Source organism: Ciceribacter thiooxidans (genome assembly GCF_014126615.1).
GTDB classification, from domain to species: domain Bacteria; phylum Pseudomonadota; class Alphaproteobacteria; order Rhizobiales; family Rhizobiaceae; genus Allorhizobium; species Allorhizobium thiooxidans.
This window is the reverse complement of the sequence record NZ_CP059897.1, coordinates 1-22,329: the sequence shown is the minus strand read 5'-3', so window position 1 is coordinate 22,329 and position 22,329 is coordinate 1. Positions and strand designations below refer to the sequence as shown.

At 62.9% G+C, this 22,329-nt stretch carries 15 protein-coding genes and 4 pseudogenes; 8 read left to right on the top strand and 11 right to left on the bottom strand.

Annotation, left to right across the window (positions count from 1 at the left end):
• The first annotated feature begins 60 nt into the window (after positions 1 to 60).
• The 8 genes and pseudogenes from H4I97_RS18170 (at position 61) to H4I97_RS18135 (ending at position 12,059) form a co-directional block, all read left to right on the top strand.
• Positions 61 to 1,026 (top strand): ABC transporter substrate-binding protein, encoded by a 966-nt coding sequence (locus H4I97_RS18170; RefSeq protein WP_182308286.1) that lies wholly within the window; start codon positions 61 to 63, stop codon positions 1,024 to 1,026.
• Between the two features lie 109 nt (positions 1,027 to 1,135).
• Complete coding sequence (locus H4I97_RS18165) at positions 1,136 to 2,152, top strand: quaternary amine ABC transporter ATP-binding protein (RefSeq protein ID WP_182308285.1); 1,017 nt, start codon at positions 1,136 to 1,138, stop codon at positions 2,150 to 2,152.
• Between the two features lie 67 nt (positions 2,153 to 2,219).
• On the top strand, positions 2,220 to 4,184 hold the full coding sequence (locus tag H4I97_RS18160) for an ABC transporter permease (RefSeq protein ID WP_182308973.1): 1,965 nt from the start codon (positions 2,220 to 2,222) through the stop codon (positions 4,182 to 4,184).
• On the top strand, positions 4,181 to 5,089 hold the full coding sequence (locus tag H4I97_RS18155) for a phosphotransferase family protein (RefSeq protein ID WP_244658855.1): 909 nt from the start codon (positions 4,181 to 4,183) through the stop codon (positions 5,087 to 5,089). The genes H4I97_RS18160 and H4I97_RS18155 overlap by 4 nt, the downstream gene beginning before the upstream one ends.
• The gene (locus H4I97_RS18150) at positions 5,086 to 7,527 is read left to right on the top strand and encodes a GcvT family protein (RefSeq protein WP_182308284.1); all 2,442 of its coding nucleotides are present in this window, start codon (positions 5,086 to 5,088) and stop codon (positions 7,525 to 7,527) included. Before H4I97_RS18155 ends, H4I97_RS18150 begins: the two co-directional genes overlap by 4 nt.
• Positions 7,528 to 7,537: 10 nt before the next feature.
• Entirely contained in the window at positions 7,538 to 9,955 is a 2,418-nt protein-coding gene (locus H4I97_RS18145; RefSeq protein ID WP_182308283.1) for a GcvT family protein, read from the top strand.
• On the top strand, positions 9,952 to 10,866 hold the full coding sequence (locus tag H4I97_RS18140) for a choline/ethanolamine kinase family protein (protein ID WP_182308282.1): 915 nt from the start codon (positions 9,952 to 9,954) through the stop codon (positions 10,864 to 10,866). The genes H4I97_RS18145 and H4I97_RS18140 overlap by 4 nt, the downstream gene beginning before the upstream one ends.
• Before the next feature lie 129 nt (positions 10,867 to 10,995).
• Positions 10,996 to 12,059 (top strand): annotated as a pseudogene (locus H4I97_RS18135) (YeeE/YedE family protein).
• A 1-nt stretch (position 12,060) separates the two neighbouring features.
• Here the strand turns inward: H4I97_RS18135 and H4I97_RS18130 are convergent.
• The 11 genes and pseudogenes from H4I97_RS18130 to H4I97_RS18080 form a co-directional block, all read right to left on the bottom strand.
• The gene (locus H4I97_RS18130) at positions 12,061 to 12,975 is read right to left on the bottom strand and encodes an MBL fold metallo-hydrolase (protein ID WP_182308281.1); all 915 of its coding nucleotides are present in this window, start codon (positions 12,973 to 12,975) and stop codon (positions 12,061 to 12,063) included.
• Positions 12,976 to 13,003: 28 nt separating this feature from the next.
• Positions 13,004 to 14,266 carry an NAD(P)/FAD-dependent oxidoreductase gene (locus tag H4I97_RS18125; RefSeq protein ID WP_182308280.1) on the bottom strand — a complete coding sequence of 421 codons (1,263 nt, stop codon included), beginning with the start codon at positions 14,264 to 14,266 and terminating at the stop codon, positions 13,004 to 13,006.
• Between the two features lie 95 nt (positions 14,267 to 14,361).
• Positions 14,362 to 15,492, bottom strand: coding sequence for a c-type cytochrome (locus H4I97_RS18120; protein ID WP_182308279.1), 1,131 nt, complete (start codon positions 15,490 to 15,492; stop codon positions 14,362 to 14,364).
• Positions 15,476 to 16,746 (bottom strand): annotated as a pseudogene (gene soxC / locus H4I97_RS18115) (sulfite dehydrogenase). The gene H4I97_RS18120 and the pseudogene soxC overlap by 17 nt, the downstream one beginning before the upstream one ends.
• A gap of 20 nt (positions 16,747 to 16,766) precedes the next feature.
• On the bottom strand, positions 16,767 to 18,458 hold the full coding sequence (gene soxB, locus H4I97_RS18110; RefSeq protein WP_182308278.1) for a thiosulfohydrolase SoxB: 1,692 nt from the start codon (positions 18,456 to 18,458) through the stop codon (positions 16,767 to 16,769).
• 120 nt (positions 18,459 to 18,578) lie between these two features.
• Positions 18,579 to 19,442, bottom strand: coding sequence for a sulfur oxidation c-type cytochrome SoxA (soxA, locus tag H4I97_RS18105; protein ID WP_182308277.1), 864 nt, complete (start codon positions 19,440 to 19,442; stop codon positions 18,579 to 18,581).
• A 30-nt stretch (positions 19,443 to 19,472) separates the two neighbouring features.
• Positions 19,473 to 19,802 carry a thiosulfate oxidation carrier complex protein SoxZ gene (soxZ, locus tag H4I97_RS18100; protein WP_182308276.1) on the bottom strand — a complete coding sequence of 110 codons (330 nt, stop codon included), beginning with the start codon at positions 19,800 to 19,802 and terminating at the stop codon, positions 19,473 to 19,475.
• Between the two features lie 22 nt (positions 19,803 to 19,824).
• The gene (gene soxY / locus H4I97_RS18095; RefSeq protein WP_182308275.1) at positions 19,825 to 20,244 is read right to left on the bottom strand and encodes a thiosulfate oxidation carrier protein SoxY; all 420 of its coding nucleotides are present in this window, start codon (positions 20,242 to 20,244) and stop codon (positions 19,825 to 19,827) included.
• A 28-nt stretch (positions 20,245 to 20,272) separates the two neighbouring features.
• Complete coding sequence (gene soxX / locus H4I97_RS18090) at positions 20,273 to 20,746, bottom strand: sulfur oxidation c-type cytochrome SoxX (protein WP_182308274.1); 474 nt, start codon at positions 20,744 to 20,746, stop codon at positions 20,273 to 20,275.
• 120 nt (positions 20,747 to 20,866) lie between these two features.
• Positions 20,867 to 21,431 (bottom strand): annotated as a pseudogene (locus H4I97_RS18085) (SoxW family protein).
• 18 nt (positions 21,432 to 21,449) lie between these two features.
• Positions 21,450 to 22,185 (bottom strand): annotated as a pseudogene (locus H4I97_RS18080) (cytochrome c biogenesis CcdA family protein).
• Between the last annotated feature and the right edge of the window lie 144 nt (positions 22,186 to 22,329).

Sequence of the window (22,329 nt, the reverse complement as noted above, 5' to 3'; positions counted from 1 at the left end):
GACGGTCGGGTGCCTTGCCAGTTCATCACTCTTTCAACGGGCTCTACTGGGAGAACTCGAATGCTTGATCTTGCGCGCCTGCCGCGATTGTCCGCGGCCGTTCTTCTCTTGTCGGGCGTGGTCTTGGCCACGCCGTCGATGGCACAGGAATCCACAGATCCGATCAAGCTGACCCTGCACGACTGGACCGGTCAGCTGATCACCACCAACATCATGGGCGAAGTGCTGAAGAAGGCCGGATATTCCGTGGAATATGTCCAGGCCGACTATCTCGCGCAGTTCGCGGGGCTGGAGACGGGAGACCTTCACGTCGCCATGGAAATCTGGGCGACCACCGGACAGGAGGCGCTCGATAACGCTGTTGCGACCGGCAAGGTCGAAAATCTCGGCGAGACCGGGATGCAGGCGAAGGAGGAGTGGTGGTTTCCGGATTACATGAAGGAAAAATGCCCGGGCCTGCCCAATTGGGAAGCGTTGAAGGAACCGGCCTGCGCAGAAGCCTTTTCCACGGCTGAGACTGCACCGAAGGGTCGCTATCTCGGCGGCCCTGTGACCTGGGGTGGCTTCGACGACGAACGCGTCGAGGCTCTCGACCTGCCCTTTGAAGTCGTGCATGCCGGCACGGACGCCGCCCTCTTTGCGGAGCTCGAAAGCGCCTATCAACGCCAGGCGCCGATCATGCTGTGGATCTACGCGCCGCATTGGGCGCCTGCCAAGTACAAGGGTGAGTGGGTCGAGTTCCCCACCTACACGCCCGAATGTTATAACGACGCGAGCTGGGGCTCCAATCCCGACATGGCCTACGACTGCGGCAAGCCCTTCGGCCCTATCTGGAAGGCCGGCTGGGTGGGCGTGAAGGACAAGTGGCCGGGCGCGTACAAGGCGATCAAGGCCTTCAACGTCAACAACGACGAAATGGGTGCGATGATCACCGACGTCGACGTCAACGGCAAGAAGCTCGAAGACGTCGTGGCGGCCTGGATGGCCGCCAACGAGGCGCGTTGGTCCGATTGGATCAAGAAATAGCGCTCCCCGACCACGGCCATCCATGACCACCTTTCTCAACATGGGTGCCCGCGTTCCTGTCGTGACCGTCTAACGGCGCCAGTCGTCCATGCGAGCCTGCGGAACCCTCATGTCCTCTGAAGCCAAACTCGTCTGCCGCAATGTCTGGAAGATCTTCGGTGCAGGTGCGCGGGAGGCGCTCCGTGCGTCGGGCGGAACGCCGGGCATGGAAGATCTCGCAGAGGCAGGACTTGTCGGAGCCGTCCGCGACGTCAATCTCGAGGTAAGGAGCGGGGAGATTTTCGTCATCATGGGGCTCTCCGGCTCGGGAAAATCGACGCTTGTGCGGTGTCTGTCACGACTGATCGAGCCGACCTCCGGCGAAATCCTGTTCAACGGCGAAAACCTGCTTGCGGCGAGTGATGCCCGCATGATCGAGATCCGACGCCACCAGATGGGCATGGTCTTCCAGCACTTCGCGCTGCTGCCCCACCTGAGCGTTCTCGCCAATGTCGCCTTTCCGCTCGAAGTCCAGGGCGTCGAACGGTCGAAGCGCGAGGAGCGTGCCCACAGAATGATCGAGCTTGTCGGGCTCGCCGGCAAGGAGAATGTCTTCCCCCGCCAGCTCTCCGGCGGACAGCAGCAAAGGGTGGGGATCGCGCGTTCGCTCGCCGTCGAGCCGGAGCTCTGGTTCCTCGACGAGCCGTTCTCCGCTCTCGATCCGCTCATCCGCCGCGAGATGCAGGACGAGTTCATGCGCCTGCAGTCGGTCCTGAAGAAGACCATCGTCTTCATCACACATGATTTCGACGAGGCGATCAGGCTTGCCGACCGCATCGCCATCATGAAAGACGGTGAAGTGGTACAATCCGGCACGCCGGAGGAACTCGTGCTCAATCCGGCAACGCCATACGTGGCCGAGTTCACCCGCAACGTGGCGCGTGCCAAGGTCATCAAGGTTGCTTCTGTCATGAAGCCCGAGCCGGGCGCATCTGCCGCGACAACCGTTGACGCGCGCACGACAGTGGCCGAGGTAGCGCCCTTGTTTGCCGGATCCGGCGGACCGATCGGCGTCACCGGCCCGGACGGCGGGGTGATCGGCTCCGTTCACCGCGACGATGTCGTCACTATCATGATGCAGGGGTGATCCGATGTCCGCGCCGCTCGCATCGACAGAACCCCTGGCGCCCGGCCACGACCGGGCGGGTAGCCGAATGGGCCGCCTTCCCGATCTGCTCGTCGCGCTCACCGCGTTCGCCTCATTGATCGCCTGGTGGATTGGTCCGGCGATCGCCAAGTGGGCGTTCGATTACCCACGCGCATGGCAAATTCCCGCGGCACGTCATATCGGGGGATGGACCAAGTGGCTGGTCAACGAGGCGAGCTTCGGGCTCTTTTCGTTTACTGATCTCACCCGTTTCGTCGCGACCGTCATCGACGTTCCCTACACGCTGGCGCTCAGCCTGCTGTCAACCGGATTTCTGTCCGGCCAGGGGTCGGCCGCGGTTCAGCTCGTGCCGCCGGTCTCCTTTCTCGGGGTCATCGTCCTCGTCGGCCTGATGGGCTATTACGCCGGCGGCCGAAAGCTCGCTGCGCTGGTCGGCGTCTGTTTCGCGTTTCTTGCCGTCTTCGGGCAGTGGAGCAGCGCCATGGTGACGCTTGCCTCGATCGTCGTGGCGGTGCCGATCGGCGTCGTGCTCGGCCTACTGCTCGGCCTTGCCGGCTACCGCTGGCCCCTGTTCGAACGGGCTCTGACGCCGCTGCTCGATCTAATGCAGACGATCCCGATCTTCGCCTATCTCGTGCCGATCCTCTATTTCTTCGGCTTCGGCCCGACGGCGGCGATCGTCGGCACCCTGATCTACGCGATGCCGCCAATGGTGCGGATCACCATTCACGGGCTGAGGGCCGTACCGTCGGAAATTCGCGATCTCGGGCATATGGTCGGCTGCTCCCGGCGACAGATGACATGGAAGGTCATGGTACCTTCCGCCTCCGACGCGCTCATGGTCGGCGTCAACCAGGTCATCATGCTCTCGCTCAATATGGTGATCATTGCCTCGATGATCGGCGCCGGCGGTCTCGGCTTCGACGTCCTTGCGGCACTCCGCCGGCTCGACATCGGCGCGGGTCTGGAAGCGGGCTTCGCCATTGTCGCACTTGCCGTCGCACTCGACCGGTTGAGCCAGGCCTATGCGAGAAAGGCAGGGGCGCCTTCGCCGGCTGTCACGGGCGGAAATGTCGTTGGGCGTCACCCTTATGTGGCAGCTGCGGTCGGTATTCTCGCGACAAGCCTCGTCGCCAGCGTGGTGGCGCCGGCTCTTGAAGCCTATCCCGAAGGCCTGGTGCTCTCGACCGGCGGCTTCTGGAACGACGTCGTGAAATGGATCAACCTCAACTTCTTCGATGCGCTGGAGGCTCTCCGCACGACGTTGCTCCTCGGCCTTCTCGTTCCGGTGAAGCGCTTCCTCGGTGAATTGCCCTGGGTCGGCGTCGTGGCCCTGCTTGCGCTTACCGGCTATCGGCTGGGCGGCTTTCGCCTGGCGTTGACGGCCGGCGTACTCTCTTTCCTGATTGCCGCCACCGGCCAGTGGGAGAAGGCGATGGTCACCGTCTATCTCTGTGGTATCTCGGTCGTCATCGCGAGCCTGATCGGCATTCCCGTCGGCATTCTTGCGGCCGAGCGTGAACGGCTCTGGCGCTGGTTGCAGGTGGTGATCGACACGCTGCAGACGCTTCCCTCTTTCGTCTACCTGATGCCGGCCGTCATGCTGTTCCGCGTCGGCGACTTCACGGCGCTGATCGCCATCGTCGCCTATGCCGTCGCGCCGGCGATCCGCTACACGGTCCTCGGCCTCCGGCGCGTTGATCCGCGCGTGATCGAGGCGGGCAAGGCGATGGGCTGCACCCCTTCGCAGATCCTTGCCAAGATCAAGCTGAAGCTCGCGCTTCCGGAAATCATGCTCGGCCTCAACCAGACGATCATGTTCGCCCTCTCAATGCTCGTCATTACGGCGCTCGTGGGCACCCGTGATCTCGGCCAGGAGGTCTATATCGCGCTCACCAAGGCGGATACGGGGCGCGGCCTCGTTGCGGGGCTTGCCGTCGCCTTCATCGCCATCATCGCCGATCGCCTGATTTCGGCCGGCGCGGCACGGGTGAGGGAGCGGATCGCATGAGTGTATCGACGATGCCGCGTATGTCTGAGGACCGGATTGCCGATCTGCCGTGCTGGAAAGGGGCGATCGAGATCGAGCCGCTGAAGGGTGGCCTGAGCAATGAGAGCTTCGTGGTGAAGGACGCCTCGGGCCGCCATGTCGTCCGCTTCGGCACCGACTATCCCTTCCACCATGTCTATCGTGACCGGGAACTAATGACGGCGAGAGCGGCCCATGCGGCAGGGTTCGCACCGCAGATCGAGTATGCCGAGCCCGGTGTCATGGTGTCAGCGTTCCTCGACGCGAAGACCTTCTCCGCCGCCGATGTCGCCGCTGAACGGGAGCGCGTGGCCAGGCTGCTACGCCGGTTCCACGAGGAGATGCCGCGCCACGTGTCGGGCGCCGGTTTCATGTTCTGGCCCTTTCACGTCATCCGCGACTATGCCCGCACGCTCGAGGCGGGCGGCAGCCGGATGATCCCGGAACTCGGACGCTATCTCGTGGTCGCCGGGGGGCTGGAGGCCGTGCAGGCGCCTCTGCCGATCATCTTCGGGCACAACGATCTCCTGCCGTCGAACATCCTCGACGACGGCGAAAAGCTGTGGCTGATCGACTACGAATATGCCGGCTTCTCGACTGCCATGTTCGATCTCGCCGGCGCGACCTCGAATGCCGGGCTGACGGCGGAACAGTCTGACGAGTTCCTCCGGGCCTATTTCGGTGGCGAGCCTTCGCCGGACATCCGCCACTCGCTCGCGGCCATGCAATGCGCCTCGCTGCTGCGCGAAGCGATGTGGAGCATGGTTTCCGAACTCTACCTCGATGCGCCGGGAGCCGACTATGTCGACTACACGGCCGACAACCTCATGCGCCTTCAAAAAGCGCTCGATCGTTATCAATCAGTCTACGGGAAACACTCGTCATGACCCTGCCATCCCATGCACAGATCGTCGTCATCGGCGGCGGCATCATCGGCTGCTCGACCGCCTACCACCTGGCCAAGGACCACAAGGCCGACGTGCTGTTGCTGGAGCAGGGGACGCTCACCTCCGGCTCCACCTGGCATGCCGCCGGGCTCGTCGGGCAGCTTCGATCCTCGGCCTCGATCACGCGGGTGCTGAAATATTCCGTCGACCTCTACAAGGGGCTGGAAGCAGAGACCGGCCTTGCCACCGGCTGGAAGATGACGGGCTGCCTGAGGCTTGCCACCAACCAGGACCGCTGGACGGAGTTCAAGCGCCTCGCCACCACCGCCGGCAGCTTCGGTATGGACATGCATCTCATCTCACCGGAAGAGGTGAAGCGGATGTGGCCGCTGATGAATGTCGACGATCTCGTCGGCGCAAGCTGGCTGCCGACGGATGGGCAGGCGAGCCCCTCCGACATCACGCAGTCGCTTGCCAAGGGTGCACGCATGCACGGCGCGAAAATCGTCGAGAACGTTCGCGTCACCGGCTTCGAGATGAAGGACGGTCGTGTCACGGCGGTGAAGACGACCGAAGGAGATGTCGTGTGCGAGAAAGTCGTCAACTGCGCTGGTCAGTGGGCGCGGCAGGTCGGCGACATGGCTGGCATCAACGTGCCTTTGCAGCCCGTGAAGCACCAGTACATCATCACCGAGAAGATCGACGGCCTCTCGACCGATGCGCCGACGATCCGTGACCCGGATCGCCGCACCTATTTCAAGGAGGAAGTTGGCGGCCTTGTCATGGGTGGGTATGAGCCCGATCCGCAGCCGTGGCTCACCGGCGACCTGCCGAACGACTGGGCCTTCCGTCTGTTCGACGACGACTTCGACCATTTCGAGCAGCACATGATGCAGGCCATGGAACGCGTTCCGGCGCTGGAGAATGTCGGCGTCAAGCAGATGATCAACGGCCCGGAGAGCTTTACGCCCGACGGCAACTTCATCCTCGGCGCAGCACCCGAATGCAAGAACATGTTCGTCGGCGCCGGGTTCAATGCCTTCGGCATCGCGTCGGGTGGCGGCGCCGGCTGGGTTCTGGCGCAATGGGTGATCGACGGCGAGGCGCCGCTCGATCTCTGGGTGGTCGACATCCGCCGCTTCGCCGGCATGCACCGGGATCGCCAGTGGGTGTGCGACCGAACGCTTGAAGCCTATGGAAAGCACTACACGATCGCCTATCCCCATGAAGAATATGAAAGCGGCCGCCCGCTTCTCGTCTCGCCGCTCTATGAGCGCCTGAAGAAACACGGCGCCGTGTTCGGCTCCAAACTCGGCTGGGAGCGTCCCAACTGGTTCGCCCCGGCCGGCACGGAGCCGAAGGACGTCTATTCGATGGGCCGCCAGAATTGGTTCGAACCGGTCGGTGACGAACACCGGCATGTGCGCGAGGCGGTCGGCGTCTTCGACCAGTCCTCTTTCTCGAAATACGAGCTTTCCGGTCCGGACGCGCTCAAAGCTCTCGACTGGATCTGCGCCAACGATGTCGCAAAGCCGGTCGGTCGCCTGACCTATACCCAGCTTCTCAACACCCGCGGCGGCATCGAGGCGGACCTGACCGTTGCCCGCATCGCCGACGAGAAATTCTACATTGTCACGGGCACCGGCTTCCGCACCCATGATTTCGGCTGGATTGCGGACCATATCCCCGATGGGCTCGACTGCACGCTTGTCGATATCACCGAGGAATGGGGCACGCTCTCGCTGATGGGGCCGAAGGCGCGCGACGTGCTCGCCGCCGTCACGTCTGCCGATGTCTCGAACGCGGGCTTCCCCTTCGGCCATGTCCGCGAAATTCCGATCGCCGGCGCAACCGTCAGGGCGCTTCGCGTCACCTATGTCGGCGAACTGGGCTGGGAGCTGCATATCCCGATCAGTGCGCTCGGCGAGGTCTACGACGCTCTGATGGCGGCAGGCAGCGACCACGGAATCCGCCCGATCGGCTACCGCGCGCTGGAATCGCTGCGGCTCGAAAAGGGCTACCGCGCCTGGAGTTCGGACATCACGCCGAACGACACGCCCTTCGAGGCCGGCCTCGGCTGGGCGGTGAAGCTGCGCAAGAACACCGATTTCCTCGGCCGACGCGCGCTGGAAGGTCTCGCCGGCAAACCGCCGAAGAAGCGGCTGATGGGCTTTACCGTCGATGATCCGAGCGTGGTTCTGGCCGGTCGCGAGACGATCTTGAGAAACGGCGAACCGGTCGGTTACCTCACCAGCGGCGGCTACGGCTATACCCTCGAGAAGAACATCGGCTACGGCTATGTCCGCAGCGCCGACGGCGTCAGCGACGAGTACCTCAAGTGCGGCACTTACGAGCTCGTCGTTGCGGCGGAGAAGACGCCGGCGACCCTTCACTTCGCGCCGCTTTACGACCCGTCCATGGACAAGATCAAGGCTTGAGGTTTCCGAAATGTCATTCCGTGCGGATCGTCACGTCCACATTCTCATCATCGGCGGGGGTGCGATCGGCACCTCCGTCGCCTACCACCTTGCTCGCGATGGGGCGAAGGACGTCCTGCTGGTCGAAAAGGCCATGCTCACCCACGGCTGCACCTGGCATGCCGCCGGCCTCGTCGGCCAACTTCGGGGAAAGCGCAACCTCACGCGGCTGATGCAGAATTCCGTCGCCGTCTTCGACAGATTGGAAGAGGAGACCGGGCAGCACATCGCTTGGAAGAAGGTCGGCTCATTGCGGCTCGCCGGCAGTCCGGAGCGCTGGAGCGAGATCCGCCGCTCGATGACCCAAGCCAAGAGCTTCGGCGTCGAATGCTACTCCCTCTCCGCCGACGAGGCCGCGAGCCGTTTCCCTTACATCGTCAAGGACGGCATCGAAGGCGCCGCCTTCATCCCGGGCGACGGCTATATCGACCCGTATTCGCTGACCATGGCCTATGCCAGGGGCGCGCGCATGAATGGGGCGAAGATCGAGGAAGGCGTGACAGTCGAAGAGATCGTCATCGAGAACCGCCGTGCGGTCGGTGTCGTCACCAATGGCGGGACGATTTCCTGCGACATCCTCGTCAACTGCGCCGGCCTCTGGGCCAAGCGCGTCGGCGAGATGGCCGGCGTGCCGCTCGCGGCCGGCGTGGTCGAACACCAGTATTTTCTCACCGAGAAGAAACTGACGCTGCCCCCCGACCTGACGACGCTGCGGGATCCCGACAACAATTTCTACCTAAAACCGGACACCGGCTCGTTTGCCATCGGAGGATGGGAAGACGGCACCAAGGGCTGCTGGCGCGGCAAGCCGCCCATCGATTTCGGCCGAGAACTCTTCGAGCCCAACTGGGAGCGCCTGGAGCTCTTTGCCCTTCCCACCGCGACCCGTATTCCGGCCTTGAACGAGATCGGCATTCAGACGGTTATCAACGGCCCGATCCCGGTTTCCTTCGACGGCGAGCCGATCATGGGGCTAGCACCGGAGCTCGACAATTTCTATATCGCCTGCGGCTTCACCGCCGGCATCGCGGCCTCGGGCGGCGCCGGCTTGGCGCTCTCGAACCTCATTCTCCATGGCGATGCCGGCATGGATCTCTGGCCCTTCGACGTGCGCCGCTTCGGCGCCGTCCACGCCCAGGGACGCTATCTCGAAGAGCGGGCCATCGAGGCCTACGGCGCCTATTACAAGGTCCATTGGCCGGGCGAAGAGGCCCACGCCGTGCGCGGGCTGCGGCGCTCGCCGCTGCACGAAACGCTTGCGAAGAACGGCGCCGTGTTCGGCTCCAAGTTCGGCTGGGAGCGCCCCAACTGGTTCGCACCGAAAGGCTCGCACGACAAGGACGTTCCCTCCTTCGAAGGAAAGCCGAACTGGTTCGATGCGGTCGGCGAGGAGGTGAAGGCGATCCGCGAGCGGGCCGCGCTGATCGACCAATCCTCCTTCTCCAAGTTCGAAATCAGTGGTGCCTGCGCATGGGAGGCGATGCAGAGGATCGCCGCCAATGATCTTTCCGGTCCTCCTGGCAAGGCCGTCTACACCCAGCTTTGCAACGAGCGGGGCGGGATCGAGGCGGATGTCACCATCGTCCATCTGGCGGATGATCTTCTCTATCTGGTCACCGGCTCCGGCTTCGGCGTGCGCGACGGCAACTGGGTTTCGCGTCACCTGCCCGACGGCGTCAGCCTGCGGGACGTGACCAACCGCTTTGCCACCCTCAACATCTGCGGACCCCATGCCCGCGACATCCTGCAGAGCGTATCCGACGACGATCTGTCCAACGACGCCTTCCCGTTCCTGTCGGCGAGGCGGATCGAGGTGGGCGCCGCCACTGCACTCGCCGTGCGTATCGGCTATGTCGGTGAACTCGGCTACGAACTCTACATCGACCAGGAGTACGCCGCTCACGTCTACGATACGCTGAAGACAGCCGGCGAGCCGTTCGGCATCGCTGATGCCGGTTACCGCGCGATCGACGCGGCCCGGATGGAGAAGGGCTATCTCTACTGGTCGGGCGACATCACGCCCGATTACAACCCTTACGAGGCGGGGCTCGGGTTTTGCGTAGCCCTCGAAAAGGGTGATTTCATCGGTCGCGATGCCCTGGCGGCGATCAAGGCGGAAGGGGTGAAGCGCAAGCTCGTCTCCTACACCGTCGAAGGCTTCGCGCCCTTCCACGGCGGCGAGGCGGTCCTGCTCGACGGCAAGGTCGTAGGCTCCACCGCCAGCACCGGCTACGGTTACACGCTCGGCAAGACCATCGCCTTCGGTTACCTGCCGGCGGAGATCGCCACAAAGGAAGACTTCGAGATCGAGGCGTTCGGCAAGACCTATCAGGCGCGCCGGGGCGCTCGGACCCTCTACGATCCCAAGATGGAGAGGCTGAAGGCATGAGCGAAGACGCCGACATCGCGCTTGCCCGCGTGACGCTGAAGACGATCCCGCTCCTCAAGGCCTATGAAGGCCCGATCGAGCGGTTGGGCGGGCTCACCAATCTCGTCTTTCGGATCGGAGACTATTGCCTGCGCATCCCCGGCAGGGGCACCGAAGAATATATCGACCGCGTAAACGAGATGATGGCGACCGAAGCTGTCGCCAGCGCCGGCGTCGGCCCGGAAATCCTGTTCGCCGACCTCTCGAGCGGTGTCTTCGTTTCCCGCTTCGTCGGAGGCGCGGTTACCATGACTCCCGAAGGGTTTCGCTCGATACCGGGCGCGCCCACTCGCGCCGGAAAGGCCTTCCGCAAGCTGCATGACAGCGACGCCGTCTTTCCGGCTCGTTTCGAGCTGTTTTCGATGATCGACGGCTACCTCGGCGTGCTGTCGACGAAAGACGTCGCGTTGCCGGAAGGCTATCATGAGGTGCTGGACGAAGCAGAAAGTGTCCGTGCTGCCCTTTCCGCCCATCCGCTCCCCTCCGTCGCCTGCCATTGCGACCCGCTTTGCGAGAACTTCCTCGATACCGGCGAGCGCATGTGGGTCGTCGACTGGGAGTATTCGGGCATGAACGATCCGATGTGGGATCTCGGCGATCTCTGTGTCGAAGGCGGTTTCGGGCCGGAGCAGGAAGCGGAGATGATCCGCGCGTATTTCAGCGGTGAACCCGCGCCCGCCGAGCGCGGCCGCATCGTCATCTACAAGGCGATGTGTGACCTACTCTGGACGCTCTGGGGCCTGATCCAGCTCGCAAACGGCAATCCCGCCGACGATTTTTGCGCTTATGCGGAAGGTCGTTTCGCCCGATGTCGCGCACTGATGCAGACGGACGCATTCGCAGACGCCGTTTCAGTGGTTGCAAAGGGATGATGTGCTCCGGTCCTGACGCGCGGGTCTGCGTCTCACCGCCGCAGATCAACGAGGGAGATGTGCCCGGGAAGATTTGAGGGTATGATCGCACGCAGTTGGGCCACGGAAGGGATAATCGAGGGGCGCTGAATGGATTTGACATCGCTGCTCGACCTGTTCGACGAGTCGCAGCTGGCTGCGCTCTTCGGGCTCGTGACGGGCGGTATTTTCGGCTTTTCGGCGCAGAAATCCGCCTTCTGCCTCAGGGCCGCGACCGTCGAATTCTCGCGCGGTCACCTCGGTCGCAGACTTGCCGTCTGGCTGCTCACCTTCTCCACGGCGTCGATCTGGGTCTGGCTGGCCGGGCAATCCGGCCTGTTCCGTCCGGCCGATGCGCGGGTGATGGCGATTACCGGCTCCTGGTCGGGGGCCGTCATCGGTGGGCTGGTGTTCGGGGCAGGCATGGTGATGGCGCGGGGCTGTTCGGGGCGCCTCCTGGTGCTTGCGGCGACCGGGAACCTGCGCTCGGTCGTCGCCGGACTGGTCTTTGCCGTCAGCGCGCAGATGTCGCTTCGCGGCTGGCTCGCCCCACTTCGACAATGGCTGGCGGGGCTCTGGACGACACCGGCGGGCCAGAACGTCAATCTGCTTGCGCTTCTTCATCTGCCGGCCTGGTTCGGTCCCCTGTTGGGCTTCGCGACCGCGGCGCTGGCGCTCTATCTTTCGATCAGGGAGAAGATTGGCTGGAAGATCCTCTTCTTTGCCTCCGGTGTCGGATTTTCGGTCGCTGTCGGCTGGGTGCTGACCTGGTCGCTGTCGACCGCGGCCTTCGATCCGGTGAACGTGACGTCCATCACATTCTCCGGTCCGTCCGCGTCGACCCTGATGTTCTTCCTGACGAGCGATCCGGTGCTCGATTTCGACATCGGGCTGGTTCCGGGTGCGTTCGGGGGGCCTTCCTCGCCGCGGCGATTTCGCGCGAGTTGAAGTTCCAGGGTTTCGATGGGGAGAGCCAGATGCGCCGGTCGCTGAGCGGTGCCATGCTTATGGGCTTCGGGGCCATGCTCGCCGGCGGTTGCGCGATCGGCGCCGGGGTCACCGGTACATCGGTCTTCGCTGCGACTGCCTGGCTTGCCCTGTTTTCCATGTGGGTCGGTGCGGTCGCGACCGACTGGCTGGTCGACCGGCCGCGTTCGGCGGTCTCGCCGACCTGACTTACATCGATACGAAGCGGTAGGCGTTGCCTTTCCGCTCGACATGACCGATGCCGCTGTCCGGCAGGTGGTAGCCGATCAGGGGAATGGCGGAAGTGGCGATCTCGTCCATCAGTTTGGTGCGGGTACGCGCCGCGAGTTCCGGGTCTTGATCGGAACCCGTCGCCCAGTCCGGCTTCTCGAACGCCACATGGTGATTGCCGATCGCGTCGCCGACCACCAGGACGCTGGACGAGCCGGAGCGGATTTCGAAGGAAAGATGTCCCGGCGTATGGCCGGGCGTGAGCCGTGCGGCAACGCCTGGGAGAACCTCTTCCCCGTCGCTGACCCGCCGCACCGTTTCGGCGATGACGCCGAGCCGGCGGGCGGCACCGGCCGCGAAGGTCTTGCGGGCATCGCCGATCGTATCGACGGTGCCCGGATCCATCCAGTAGTCGAACTCGGCCGCGCCGATCATGTGCTCGGCATTGGCGAAGACCGGTTCATCAAATTCGTCGAGCAGCCCCCAGAGATGATCCGGATGGCCATGGGTGAAGACCACATGTGTTACGTCGTCGGGGCTCACGGCGAGCGCCTCCATGGCTGCGGACAGCTTGCCTGCAGTCGGCTGGAAATCGGGGCCGGCGCCGAGATCGAAGAGAACGGTGTTTGTGCCGTCGCGCAGGAGCGTGACGTTGCAGGGTGGCGTCATCTGACCACCCGTGACGCCGTAGGAGGCGAGGATGGTGTTCGTTTCGGGCTGCGGCATTCCGGCCGTGATAAAGTCCGCGGGCAGCACGAGATTTCCGTCGGACAGCGTGTCGATCTGTACGTTGCCGAGCGTCAGCGTGGTCGCGGCGAAGACTTGCCTTGGCAAGAGCACGGCGCTGGCTGCGAGCGCAGCGGTTGAGGCAATGAAGCGGCGGCGGGTTTGCATATCGAATCCTTCTCCCGATTGGTCCGGATCAGCCGAAGATCTGAGCCGTGATGGTGTTGTACCAGTCCAGGCTCTCCTGGTAGGTCGCCGCGCGCGTGGCCGCATCTTCGTCGGCCTGCGAAACGTATTTTTCAATGCTGGCGATCTTTCCGTCGGCGGGCTTGTAAGTGCCGCCGTCCTTCACCGAATCTCCCGGCGCAAGGGCCGACCAGCAGGCGTTGGAATAGACCGGTTCCGGTATTGCCCGGCCGGTCAGGTCTCCGATCACGGTGGCCGCCGCGACCTCGGCCTGCGAGCGGGCGGATGTCGCCGATTTCGGCATGTCGCCCTGCTGCGCGCTGTCACCCAGCACGAAGACGCGGTCGTCGACACGCGAGCGCATCGAGAGCGGGTCGACGGGCGCCCAGCCGCTCATTTCCGTCAGCCCGGCGAGGTGGGCGATCTTTCCGGCCTTCTGCGCCGGTATGACATTGCAGCAATCGACCTTCATCACCTCACCGTCGACGGAGATTTCCATCGCGTCTGGCGAAACCGAAAGGTCGCGGCTACCGAAATCGGGTCCGATCCACTCGATCATGCCGTCATAGTATTTGAGCCACGCGTCCTCGAAGAGCTTCTGCAGCGTGAACTCTTCCTTCGGATCGATGATGATGATCTTCGCAGTGGGGTTCTTCTTCGTCAGGTAATGGGCGATCATGCTGACCCGCTCATAGGGACCCGGCGGGCAGCGGTAAGGCTCGGGCGGTGCGATCATGGCGAATACGCCGCCCTGCGGCAGAGACTCGATCATCTTTGCCAAGAGAAGCGTCTGCGGACCGGCCTTGTAGGCGTGCGGCATGCGATCGGCCGCCTCCAGATCCCAGCCCGGCACAGAGCCCTCGACGAAATCGATTCCCGGCGCGACGACCAGCCGGTCGTAGGGAAGATGCCCGCCGCCTGCGAGCACGACACGGCGCTTCTCCCGGTCGATCGCGGCGGCAGTGTCCGCGACCACCTGGACACCGGAGCGGATCAGCCGGTCATAGCCGTGCTGGAGGCTTTCGAAGCTGCGGATTCCGCCGAGATAGAGGTTTGAGAAGTAGCAGGTCGTGTGAAGCGCGTTCGGCTCGACGAGCGCAACTTCGATTTGATTGGGCGCATCGATCGCGATCTTGCGAGCGATGCTTGCGCCGCCGGCGCCGCCACCGACAACGACGACCTTTGCCCGCGCCCGGCCGTGAACGGACGGCGCCGCAAGGGCGGCGCCAGCGCAAGCAACCGAAATCATGAAACGGCGACGGGCAAGGCTCATAGCTATTCCGGGTCAGGTAATATCAGGTCTTCGCCGCCGCGTTTCAACGCGGCGGCGATGCAGAGCACCGGGAGGGACGGTGCACCGCGGGCCGGTCATTTGCCGGCGCTCTTGAGGTAGGCGATCAATGCCGAACGCTCGTCTTCCTTCTTGAGGCCGGCGAAGGTCATTTTCGTCCCGGCGGCGAAGGTCTTCGGGTTCTCGAGGAAAGCGGCGAGGCGCGCGTCATTCCAGACCTCGCCCGCGACCTGCATCTTCGCAAACGCCTTGGAGTACTTGTAGCCTTCAACGGAGCCGGGAACCCGTCCGATGACTCCGTTGAGATGTGGTCCCGTGGCATTCTTGGCGCCATCGCCGATCTTGTGGCAAGACTGGCACTTCTTGAAGACTGTCTTCCCGGCCTCGGCGAGTTCGTGATCCCCATCCTCGGCGGATGCAGTCTCGACGGTGGGCTCGGCCTCGGGTGCCGTCGCGGCGGGAGTGACGGCAGAGGCCGTATCGGTCTCTGCTGCGGGTTCGGTCGCTTCGGATTTCTGCTGCACCGGCGCCTGGCCTGTGAGGTCGGGCAAGGTTCCGGCCGGTTTCCCGTCAGGGTCCGTCGGGGTCACCTTCAATTCCACGGCCCTCTTGGTGACCTTGACCGGTCCCCGGCAGTCCTTCATGCAGGGTTCCTTGCTGAACAGCGGGTATTCCGCCTCCGAACGGTCATCCGCGTAGAAGCCCTGGTTGTTCGGCAGCTGAACCTCGCCGAAATTCTCCTTCGAAAGCACGAAGTCCTCGTCGACCAGTCCGTTCGAATAGAGAAGGAAGGCGGTGATCGCGTAGGTCTCGTCGACGGAAACGGTCTGCGCACTTCCGAACGGCATGGAACGATGCACGTAGTCCCAGACCGTCGAGAGATGCGGCCAGTAGCTGCCGATCGTCTTGACCGGGCGCCGATCTTTCAATGAACCCTGTCCGCCAGCCAGCACCGGCCAGGCGTCGAGCCCTTCCGCGAACTCGCCGTGGCAGGCTGCACATTTTTCGCCGAAGACCGCTTCGCCGGTGGTGACATCGCCGGAGCCCGGACGAAGTCCCTTGCCGTCCGGAAGCACCGTTACGTCCCACGCGTCGATTTCTTCAGGCAGGGCCGGACGGCCGAGGCCAAGTTTTTCTGCAAGGACCGGAGTTGCACCGAGGGATACGGCGAAAAGGGCGGAAAGGACAAGTTTACGCGATTTCGACATTTTCGACCTCTCCGTCCGCTCTCAGCCACCAGGTCTGGATGGAATTGTTGTGATAGACGTTGTTGAGCCGCGGATCGCGCGCAACTCGTCCTTCGTCGGCTGGACATAGCCGGTCTCGTCCGTTGCGCGGGACTGCAGGAACATCTCCGAGCCGTCCCAGTCGATATCGAGGTGGAAGCGGGTGAGTGCCTTCGACCTGACATCGCCGGTGAGCCGCGCCTCCTGCCAGTTCCGGCCGCCGTCGAGCGAAACGTCGACACGGGTGACCTTGCCGTGGCCCGACCAGGCGAGCCCGGTGATGACGAGCGGACCCTTGCCGTGCCGGATCGGAGCCTGGGGTGAAGGTGACGTAATGACCGACTTCGCATCCATGACCCAGGTCCATTTGCGGGCGCGCCCGTCCGGCATCAGGTCGGTGTATTTCGAAGTTTCCTCACGGCTCTCGACGGCTTGATCGTAGACGCCGATGCGCCGGACCCACTTGATCCACATGTTGCCTTCCCAGCCGGGAACGACGAGACGGACGGGATAGCCGTGCTCCTTGCGCAGCGCCTCGCCGTTCGCGATGAAGGCGACCAGCACGTCGTCCATGGCCTTGTCGAGCGGCATCGAACGTCCGTTCGAAGAGGCGTCATGGCCTTCGGCGTAGATCCACTTGCCTTCAGGCTTCACACCCGCCTCTTCGAGGAGGAGGCGCAGCGGCACGCCGACATACTCCATGTTGTGGATCATGCCCTGAGTGAACTGGCAGCCTTCGAGCTGGGCGCCGCCCCATTCCATCCCGCCATTCGCGGCACATTCCAGGAAGGCGGTTGCCGTCGCGCGTGGAAAACGGGTCAGGTCCTCGAAGGTGAAGACGAGGGGCTTCTCGACGAGGCCGTCGATCATCAGACGATAATCGGTCTTCGACATTTCGATCGCGCCCGAATGGTGACGTTCGAATGCGCAGCCCTGTGGTGTGATCGTGCCTTCGAGAGCATGGATCGGCGTGAAGTTGATCGAGGAGACGGGGCTCTCCGTCAGCCACGAGACGTTGCGGCGCACCACATGGCTCTCGAACTGGATCGGCATGCCGTACGGCGTCGCGTCGACAGGGTCGCCGAAAGCGGAAGCCCAAGGCTGCACTTCGGTGATCAGCGGGTCTGGTTGGGCTGCACGGGCGGTTCCGGCCCCCGCGACCAGTCCGGCCGCGGTGAGGGCCGAATTGCGCAGGAAACCGCGTCGTGATGTGCCGTTTGCGGGTTCGTCGGACATGGCGAACGCTCCTTATTCTCTCAGATTCCAGCAATTTTGACGGAGGAGTCGGGTGTGACCTTCACGGTCCCGAGTTTTCGGACATGGCTTTCGATCACGTCCCAGATTTGCGGACCTTCGGTGCCCTGGTTGACGGAGGCCCAACCGGCGACCGTATAGCTCTTGCCGGCCTCGACGGCCGTTCCGCTGTCGGAGAGCACCATGTCGGAGATGCGGTTGCCGATCGGCTGGCCGATGTCGATGGTGAAGCCGATGCCGCCGACACGGACCATGTCGCCCCCCTGTTGGTAATAGGGATCGGTGTTGAACAGGTTGTCGGCAACGTCTTCCAGAATGGTCTTGAGCGTCTCGCCGGTCATCTCGGTCCGGTAGCAGGCGCCGTAGGTCATCGAGGTGACATTGTGGATGTCCTCACGGGTGATCGCGTCACCGGGCATCAGTGTCGTGCCCCAGCGAACGCCGGGCGACATCGCGATCTCCGCATCCCGCTCGGACCGGATCGCATCGCAGATGAGGTTGTCCCAGGTCCCGTTGAAATTGCCCCGACGGTAGAGCAGGCTCTCGGTGGTCCCGATCTTCTCTTCGAGCTTTTCCTTGTGTGGTGCGCGTTCGTTGTCGACGAGCGCCGCCATCTCAGGATCCGGGGCGATGACGTCTGCGAAGATCGGAATGAGCTTGTGGCGATAACCCATCATGCGTCCGTCGCGCACGTCGAGATCGACGCGGCTGACGAATTTTCCGTTCGAGCCGGAAGCGATGAGGATCGTTTCCCCGATGACCACCGGCTCGGGCACCGCGTCATGCGTGTGACCCGTGAGGATCACGTCGATACCCTTGACGCGGCTCGCCATCTTGCGGTCGACGTCAAAACCGTTGTGGGAGAGGCAGACGACCAGATCGGCGCCCTTGGATTTGACCTCGTCGACCATCTCCTGCATGCGCTCTTCGCGAATGCCGAAGGAGTATTCCGGGAACATCCAGCCCGGGTTTGCGATCGGCATGTAGGGGAACGCCTGGCCGATCACGGCAACCTTGGCGCCGCCACGCTCGAAGAACGTGTAGGGCTCGAAGGCCGGTTCGTTCCACTCGGCGTCAAAGATATTGGCGCCGAGGAAGGGGAACGGCAGGGTGTCGACGATCTCCTTCACCCGTTCGGTGCCATAGGTCCATTCCCAGTGGCTGGTCATGGCATCGACCTTGAGCGCGTTCATGATGTTCACCATGTCCTGGCCCTTGGTCAGCAGGGAGGTCATCGAACCGTGCCAGGTATCGCCACCGTCGAGCAGGATGGCTTCCGGACGAGCAGCGCGGATCGCCTTGACGACGGTCGCCACGCGGTCCATGCCGCCCATCTTGCCGTAGGTCTTGCCGAGAGCCACGAAATCTTCGTAGGTCAGCGCGTAGGCGTCGGCCGAAGCCGGCTTGATCTTGAACGCCTCGATGAAATCCTTACCCGTCAGGTGCGGCGGACGACCTTTCGCCTCGCCGACGCCGAGATTGATCTCAGGTTCGCGAAACCAGATCGGCTTCGTTTGCGCGTGAATGTCGGTGATGTGGATCAGCGTGACGTTACCGAAGTCCTCGAAGGCCAGCAGGCTGTTCTGGGTCATCGCCTGCTGCGCTGCGAGCTTCGACCAGTTTCCGAAGCCTGAGAGGCCGTATATGGCGGAGACCGCCACCGATGCCTGCAGAAATTCGCGCCGGTTGATCATGTCCGTTCCTCGAAAAATGCGCAGCAAAACCCGTCCGGAAACCAACGCGCCGGAGCCTTGCCGTGTTGAATACGAATGTTGGTGCGGGACCGCCGCCTTCAGGCGCGGCGGTCCACTCCGTCAGGGCCTGACACCGACGCCTTCGATCGAGAGACCGTTGCCGCGGGAGGCGACATAGAGTTCGAGTGCCTTGAACTCTTCGGAGCCCGCCTTGAAGGTCTCTGCTCGGGTGTCGCGGACGCAACCGACGAAACGTTGCTGCGCCGTGACGAGCCCGGCATCCTTCAGACGATAGACCGGGAAGCCGGAAACTTGTCCCTGGCTCAGGTGGTCAGCCCGGATGAACTTCCCGTAGTTGTTCTCGTGACAGCTCGCACAGGACATCTCGAGCTGGCCATACCGGGTGTAGTACATCTCCTTGCCCTTTTGCCAATAGGAGGCAGCCGGTCCATCGATCGCTACATTCTGGATGACGCCGCGCGACTGCAACGAAATCAGTGCCAGCATATCCTTCATCTTGCTCGAGGTCGGTCCCCACTTCTCGAGGCCCATGCGTTCCGTGACGCACTGGTCGACGTAGTCTTCCATGATCATCAACTTGCCGGACTTTTCGTCGACGCGCGGAAGAACGGCGCGCAGACCTTTCATGCTTTCCGGTCCGTTGTGACAGCTGGCGCAGGACTCGCCTTTCGTCCCCATCGACTGGTTCCACAAGTCCCGTCCACGGTCGGCAAAGACCATACCGGGGTTGTCGAAGTCGTCCTTTTCCATCGCGCGGGTATCGTCCTCGCGGAAGTGCCAGCCCGACCAGATCGTATCGAAGGCACCCTTGAGATGGTCGGGCGCCGGCGCGCTGGTCACCAGGGTGACCGTGCCGTCTTCCGTCTCAATCTCCAGCGTGTCTTCGACCGGGTCCGCACCGGCCGGGCCGGCAAGACAAAGACCGAGAACGGCGGCGAGTATCGCATTGCTGAAACGTGGCATGTCTGTCTCCTCCCTAGATCAACATGCGGCTCAGGCAACCCCGATCGACTTTTTGTCTTCGTAAACCGAACCGTCGTCGTCGTACCAGGTGAACTTGAAGTCGCCCGCAGCGTCTACCTTGGCGGCGAACTCGAAGTACGGGTTGGTCGAAACGGCCGGATCGATCGCGACGTCGACGACATTGTTGCCGTTGAAGTCGCAGGTGAAGCGATTGATGATCGAACGGGGAATGATCTTGCCGTCGGCATCCTTGCGCTGGCCGGATTCCATCTTGTGGCTGATAAGCGCCTTGATCGTCACGATCTCGCCAGCCTTGGCTGATTTCGGCACTTTCACGCGCGGTTTTGCATCGGAAGCCATGTTGTCTCTCCTCCTCTATCGATCAGCCGCCGCAGCCGCCGATGGTGACCTTCACGGTCGATTGTGCCTTCTTGATCGAGCCGTCCGCCATCTTTGCATAGGCGATGACGTTCTGCGTCTTGGCGAGGCGGATGCGGGTTGCCAGCGACTGGCTGCCGGCTGCCGGGCCGAACTTGAACGTCGCAACGGCCGGTTCCGGGTTGCCTTCGGCAAGCAGCAGGATCGCCACCGCACCGGGAGCGTCGACCGACACGGGAACGGTATTGCCGTTTTCCGCGATCTCGGGAGCCGTCAGGGTGATGCCGTCACTGCCGGCCTCAGCGCCGCCGGTAAAGTCCTTGGTCAAGGCCTCGATTGCGGCCGCTGCCGCGGGCAGCGGAAGAGCCAGTGCAGCGATCCCGCCGACGCCGGCCAAAAGAATGTTTCGTCTCGTAAGGTTCATTTTTCACTCCTCTCGAACGTCGCCTGCATCACTCTTTGAGCGTGAGCAGGTACGCCACCACATCTTCGATCTGTTGCGCATTCAGGATTGGCGGCAGGGGGCCTTTGGGTGCCTTGCCCGTATAGCCGTTGCCGGGCCGGACGTAGCCGTCGGTCTTGTAGAAGGCCGGCATGAAGCTTCCCTGGAACGTCATCTTCGCATTGGCCACGATTCCGCGGAGCTGCGCTTCCGAATAGCGCTCGGCGACGCCGTCGAGCGGTGGGGCTATGTTGCCCTGGAAAGACACCTCCGGCAGCTTGCTGATTTGATGACAGGCCACGCAATTGCCGAGGGCATTGGTGGTCATCACCTTCACGCCGGCGACCGGATCTCCCGGCTTTCCGGACAAAGACATCTCGATGGCGCCTTCATGGAACACTGCCGCAGATGGCGCGGTCTCACTAAAGGCGGGCGTGGCGGCGGATATCAACACCGCCGATGCCAGACAGAACTGCCATTTCATCCTCTCCTCCCTCTTCTCTCCTGATGCAGGTTAGCTCGACCGGCAACCCATAACAATAGCCCTATATATATATTTTTGAATAACCTTATAACGATTTGATATTGATCATATTTTTCGGTGTTAAGGATTGACCTGACGGGCAAGAAATTTCTGAAAGTGCTCACCGGACGCGTAGCCGTGATCGCGAATCCAGGTGAGCAGGGCGCCGGTGGTGCCCTTGCCGAAGGCGCCGGGCATCATCGCGACGGCGGCGCTTGCGGCAGTCTGATCCACTTTTACGGCTTCCGGCAGGAAGATGAGCGTCGGTGTGAACATGACGCCCCAGCGCACGGCCATTTCCTTCTCCGGCAGGACGGTTCCGTCGAAGTCGGTTACCTCGACATCGCCGAAGAGGTTCATCTGCACGACGAAGTAGTTGTCGCGGATGAGCTGATCGATCTTCGGGTCGGGAAACACTTCCTCGTGCATCCGGGTGCAGTAGATGCATCCCGCTGCTCCACCATGATGAGGAGTCTCTTGCCTTCCGGTTGGCCTCGGCGAGGTCATCGCGCAAATCCTTGAACGTCTCACGCAACCAGGTCGGCTTGTGCAGTCCGTCGTCTCCCAGTTCCACGGCAGCGACCGGCGCGGAGACGAAGCCGAGGGTCAACAATGCGAAGGCGAAAAGCAGTCGTATCGGGTGCATGTGTCATTCTCCTCGTGATTACTTCAGCGTCGCGGACCAGTCGAAGTTCCGGATCAGGGCATCTGCGATCAGGTTGACGGAATTGGTCGCGATCAGGATGCCGAAGATGATCAGCATCAGGCCCATGAGTTTCTCGACATGCCCGCATGAGCGCGCGGTGGCGGCCGACGAAAGCCAGGAATGGTCGTGCAAACAGAGCCGCGACGACGAACGGCAACGTCATACCTATGCCGTAGGCGAGGAGCAGCAGTCGCCGCGCCAGAGGTCCCCCATGCCGCTCGCGACCATCAGGATCGCTGCCAGGGCTGGTCCGAACGCAGGGCGTCCAGCCGAAGCCGAAGGCAAGTCCATCAGATAGGCGCCACCGAGCGTGGTCGGGTTGGCCGTCGATTGCACCCGTGCTTCGCGGTAGAGAAAGCTGATGCGGAGACGCCGAGGAAGTGCAGCCCGAAGACGATCAGTACCGCCGCGCGATCCAGGAAAGGGTCTCCTTCCATTGCAGGAAGAGGTGGCCGAGGGCCGTGGCGCCGAGCCCGAGCAGGACGAAGATCGTCGTCACACCGAGCGCGAATGCGACGGCCTGTACGAAGAGCCGCCGCTGCGCGCCGGCCGCAATCTGCTCGCCGTCCCGCAGCTCCTGCATCGAGAGCCCCGCCATGTAGGAAAGGTAGAAGGCACCATCGGTAGAATGCACGGCGACAGGAAAGACAGGAGCCCCTGCCGCGATGGCCCCGCCGTAACTGATCTCCAGCATGGCTTCCTCCCAAGCGCCGCCCAGACCTATAGAGACTCCGCGATCACAAGCTTGCTTTCGCGCGAGTTTGAAATTAGAATATCTCTATATTTATATGTGGTCTGTCAATATGTTCCAGCGACGCTTCCTGTTTATGATCGGCCT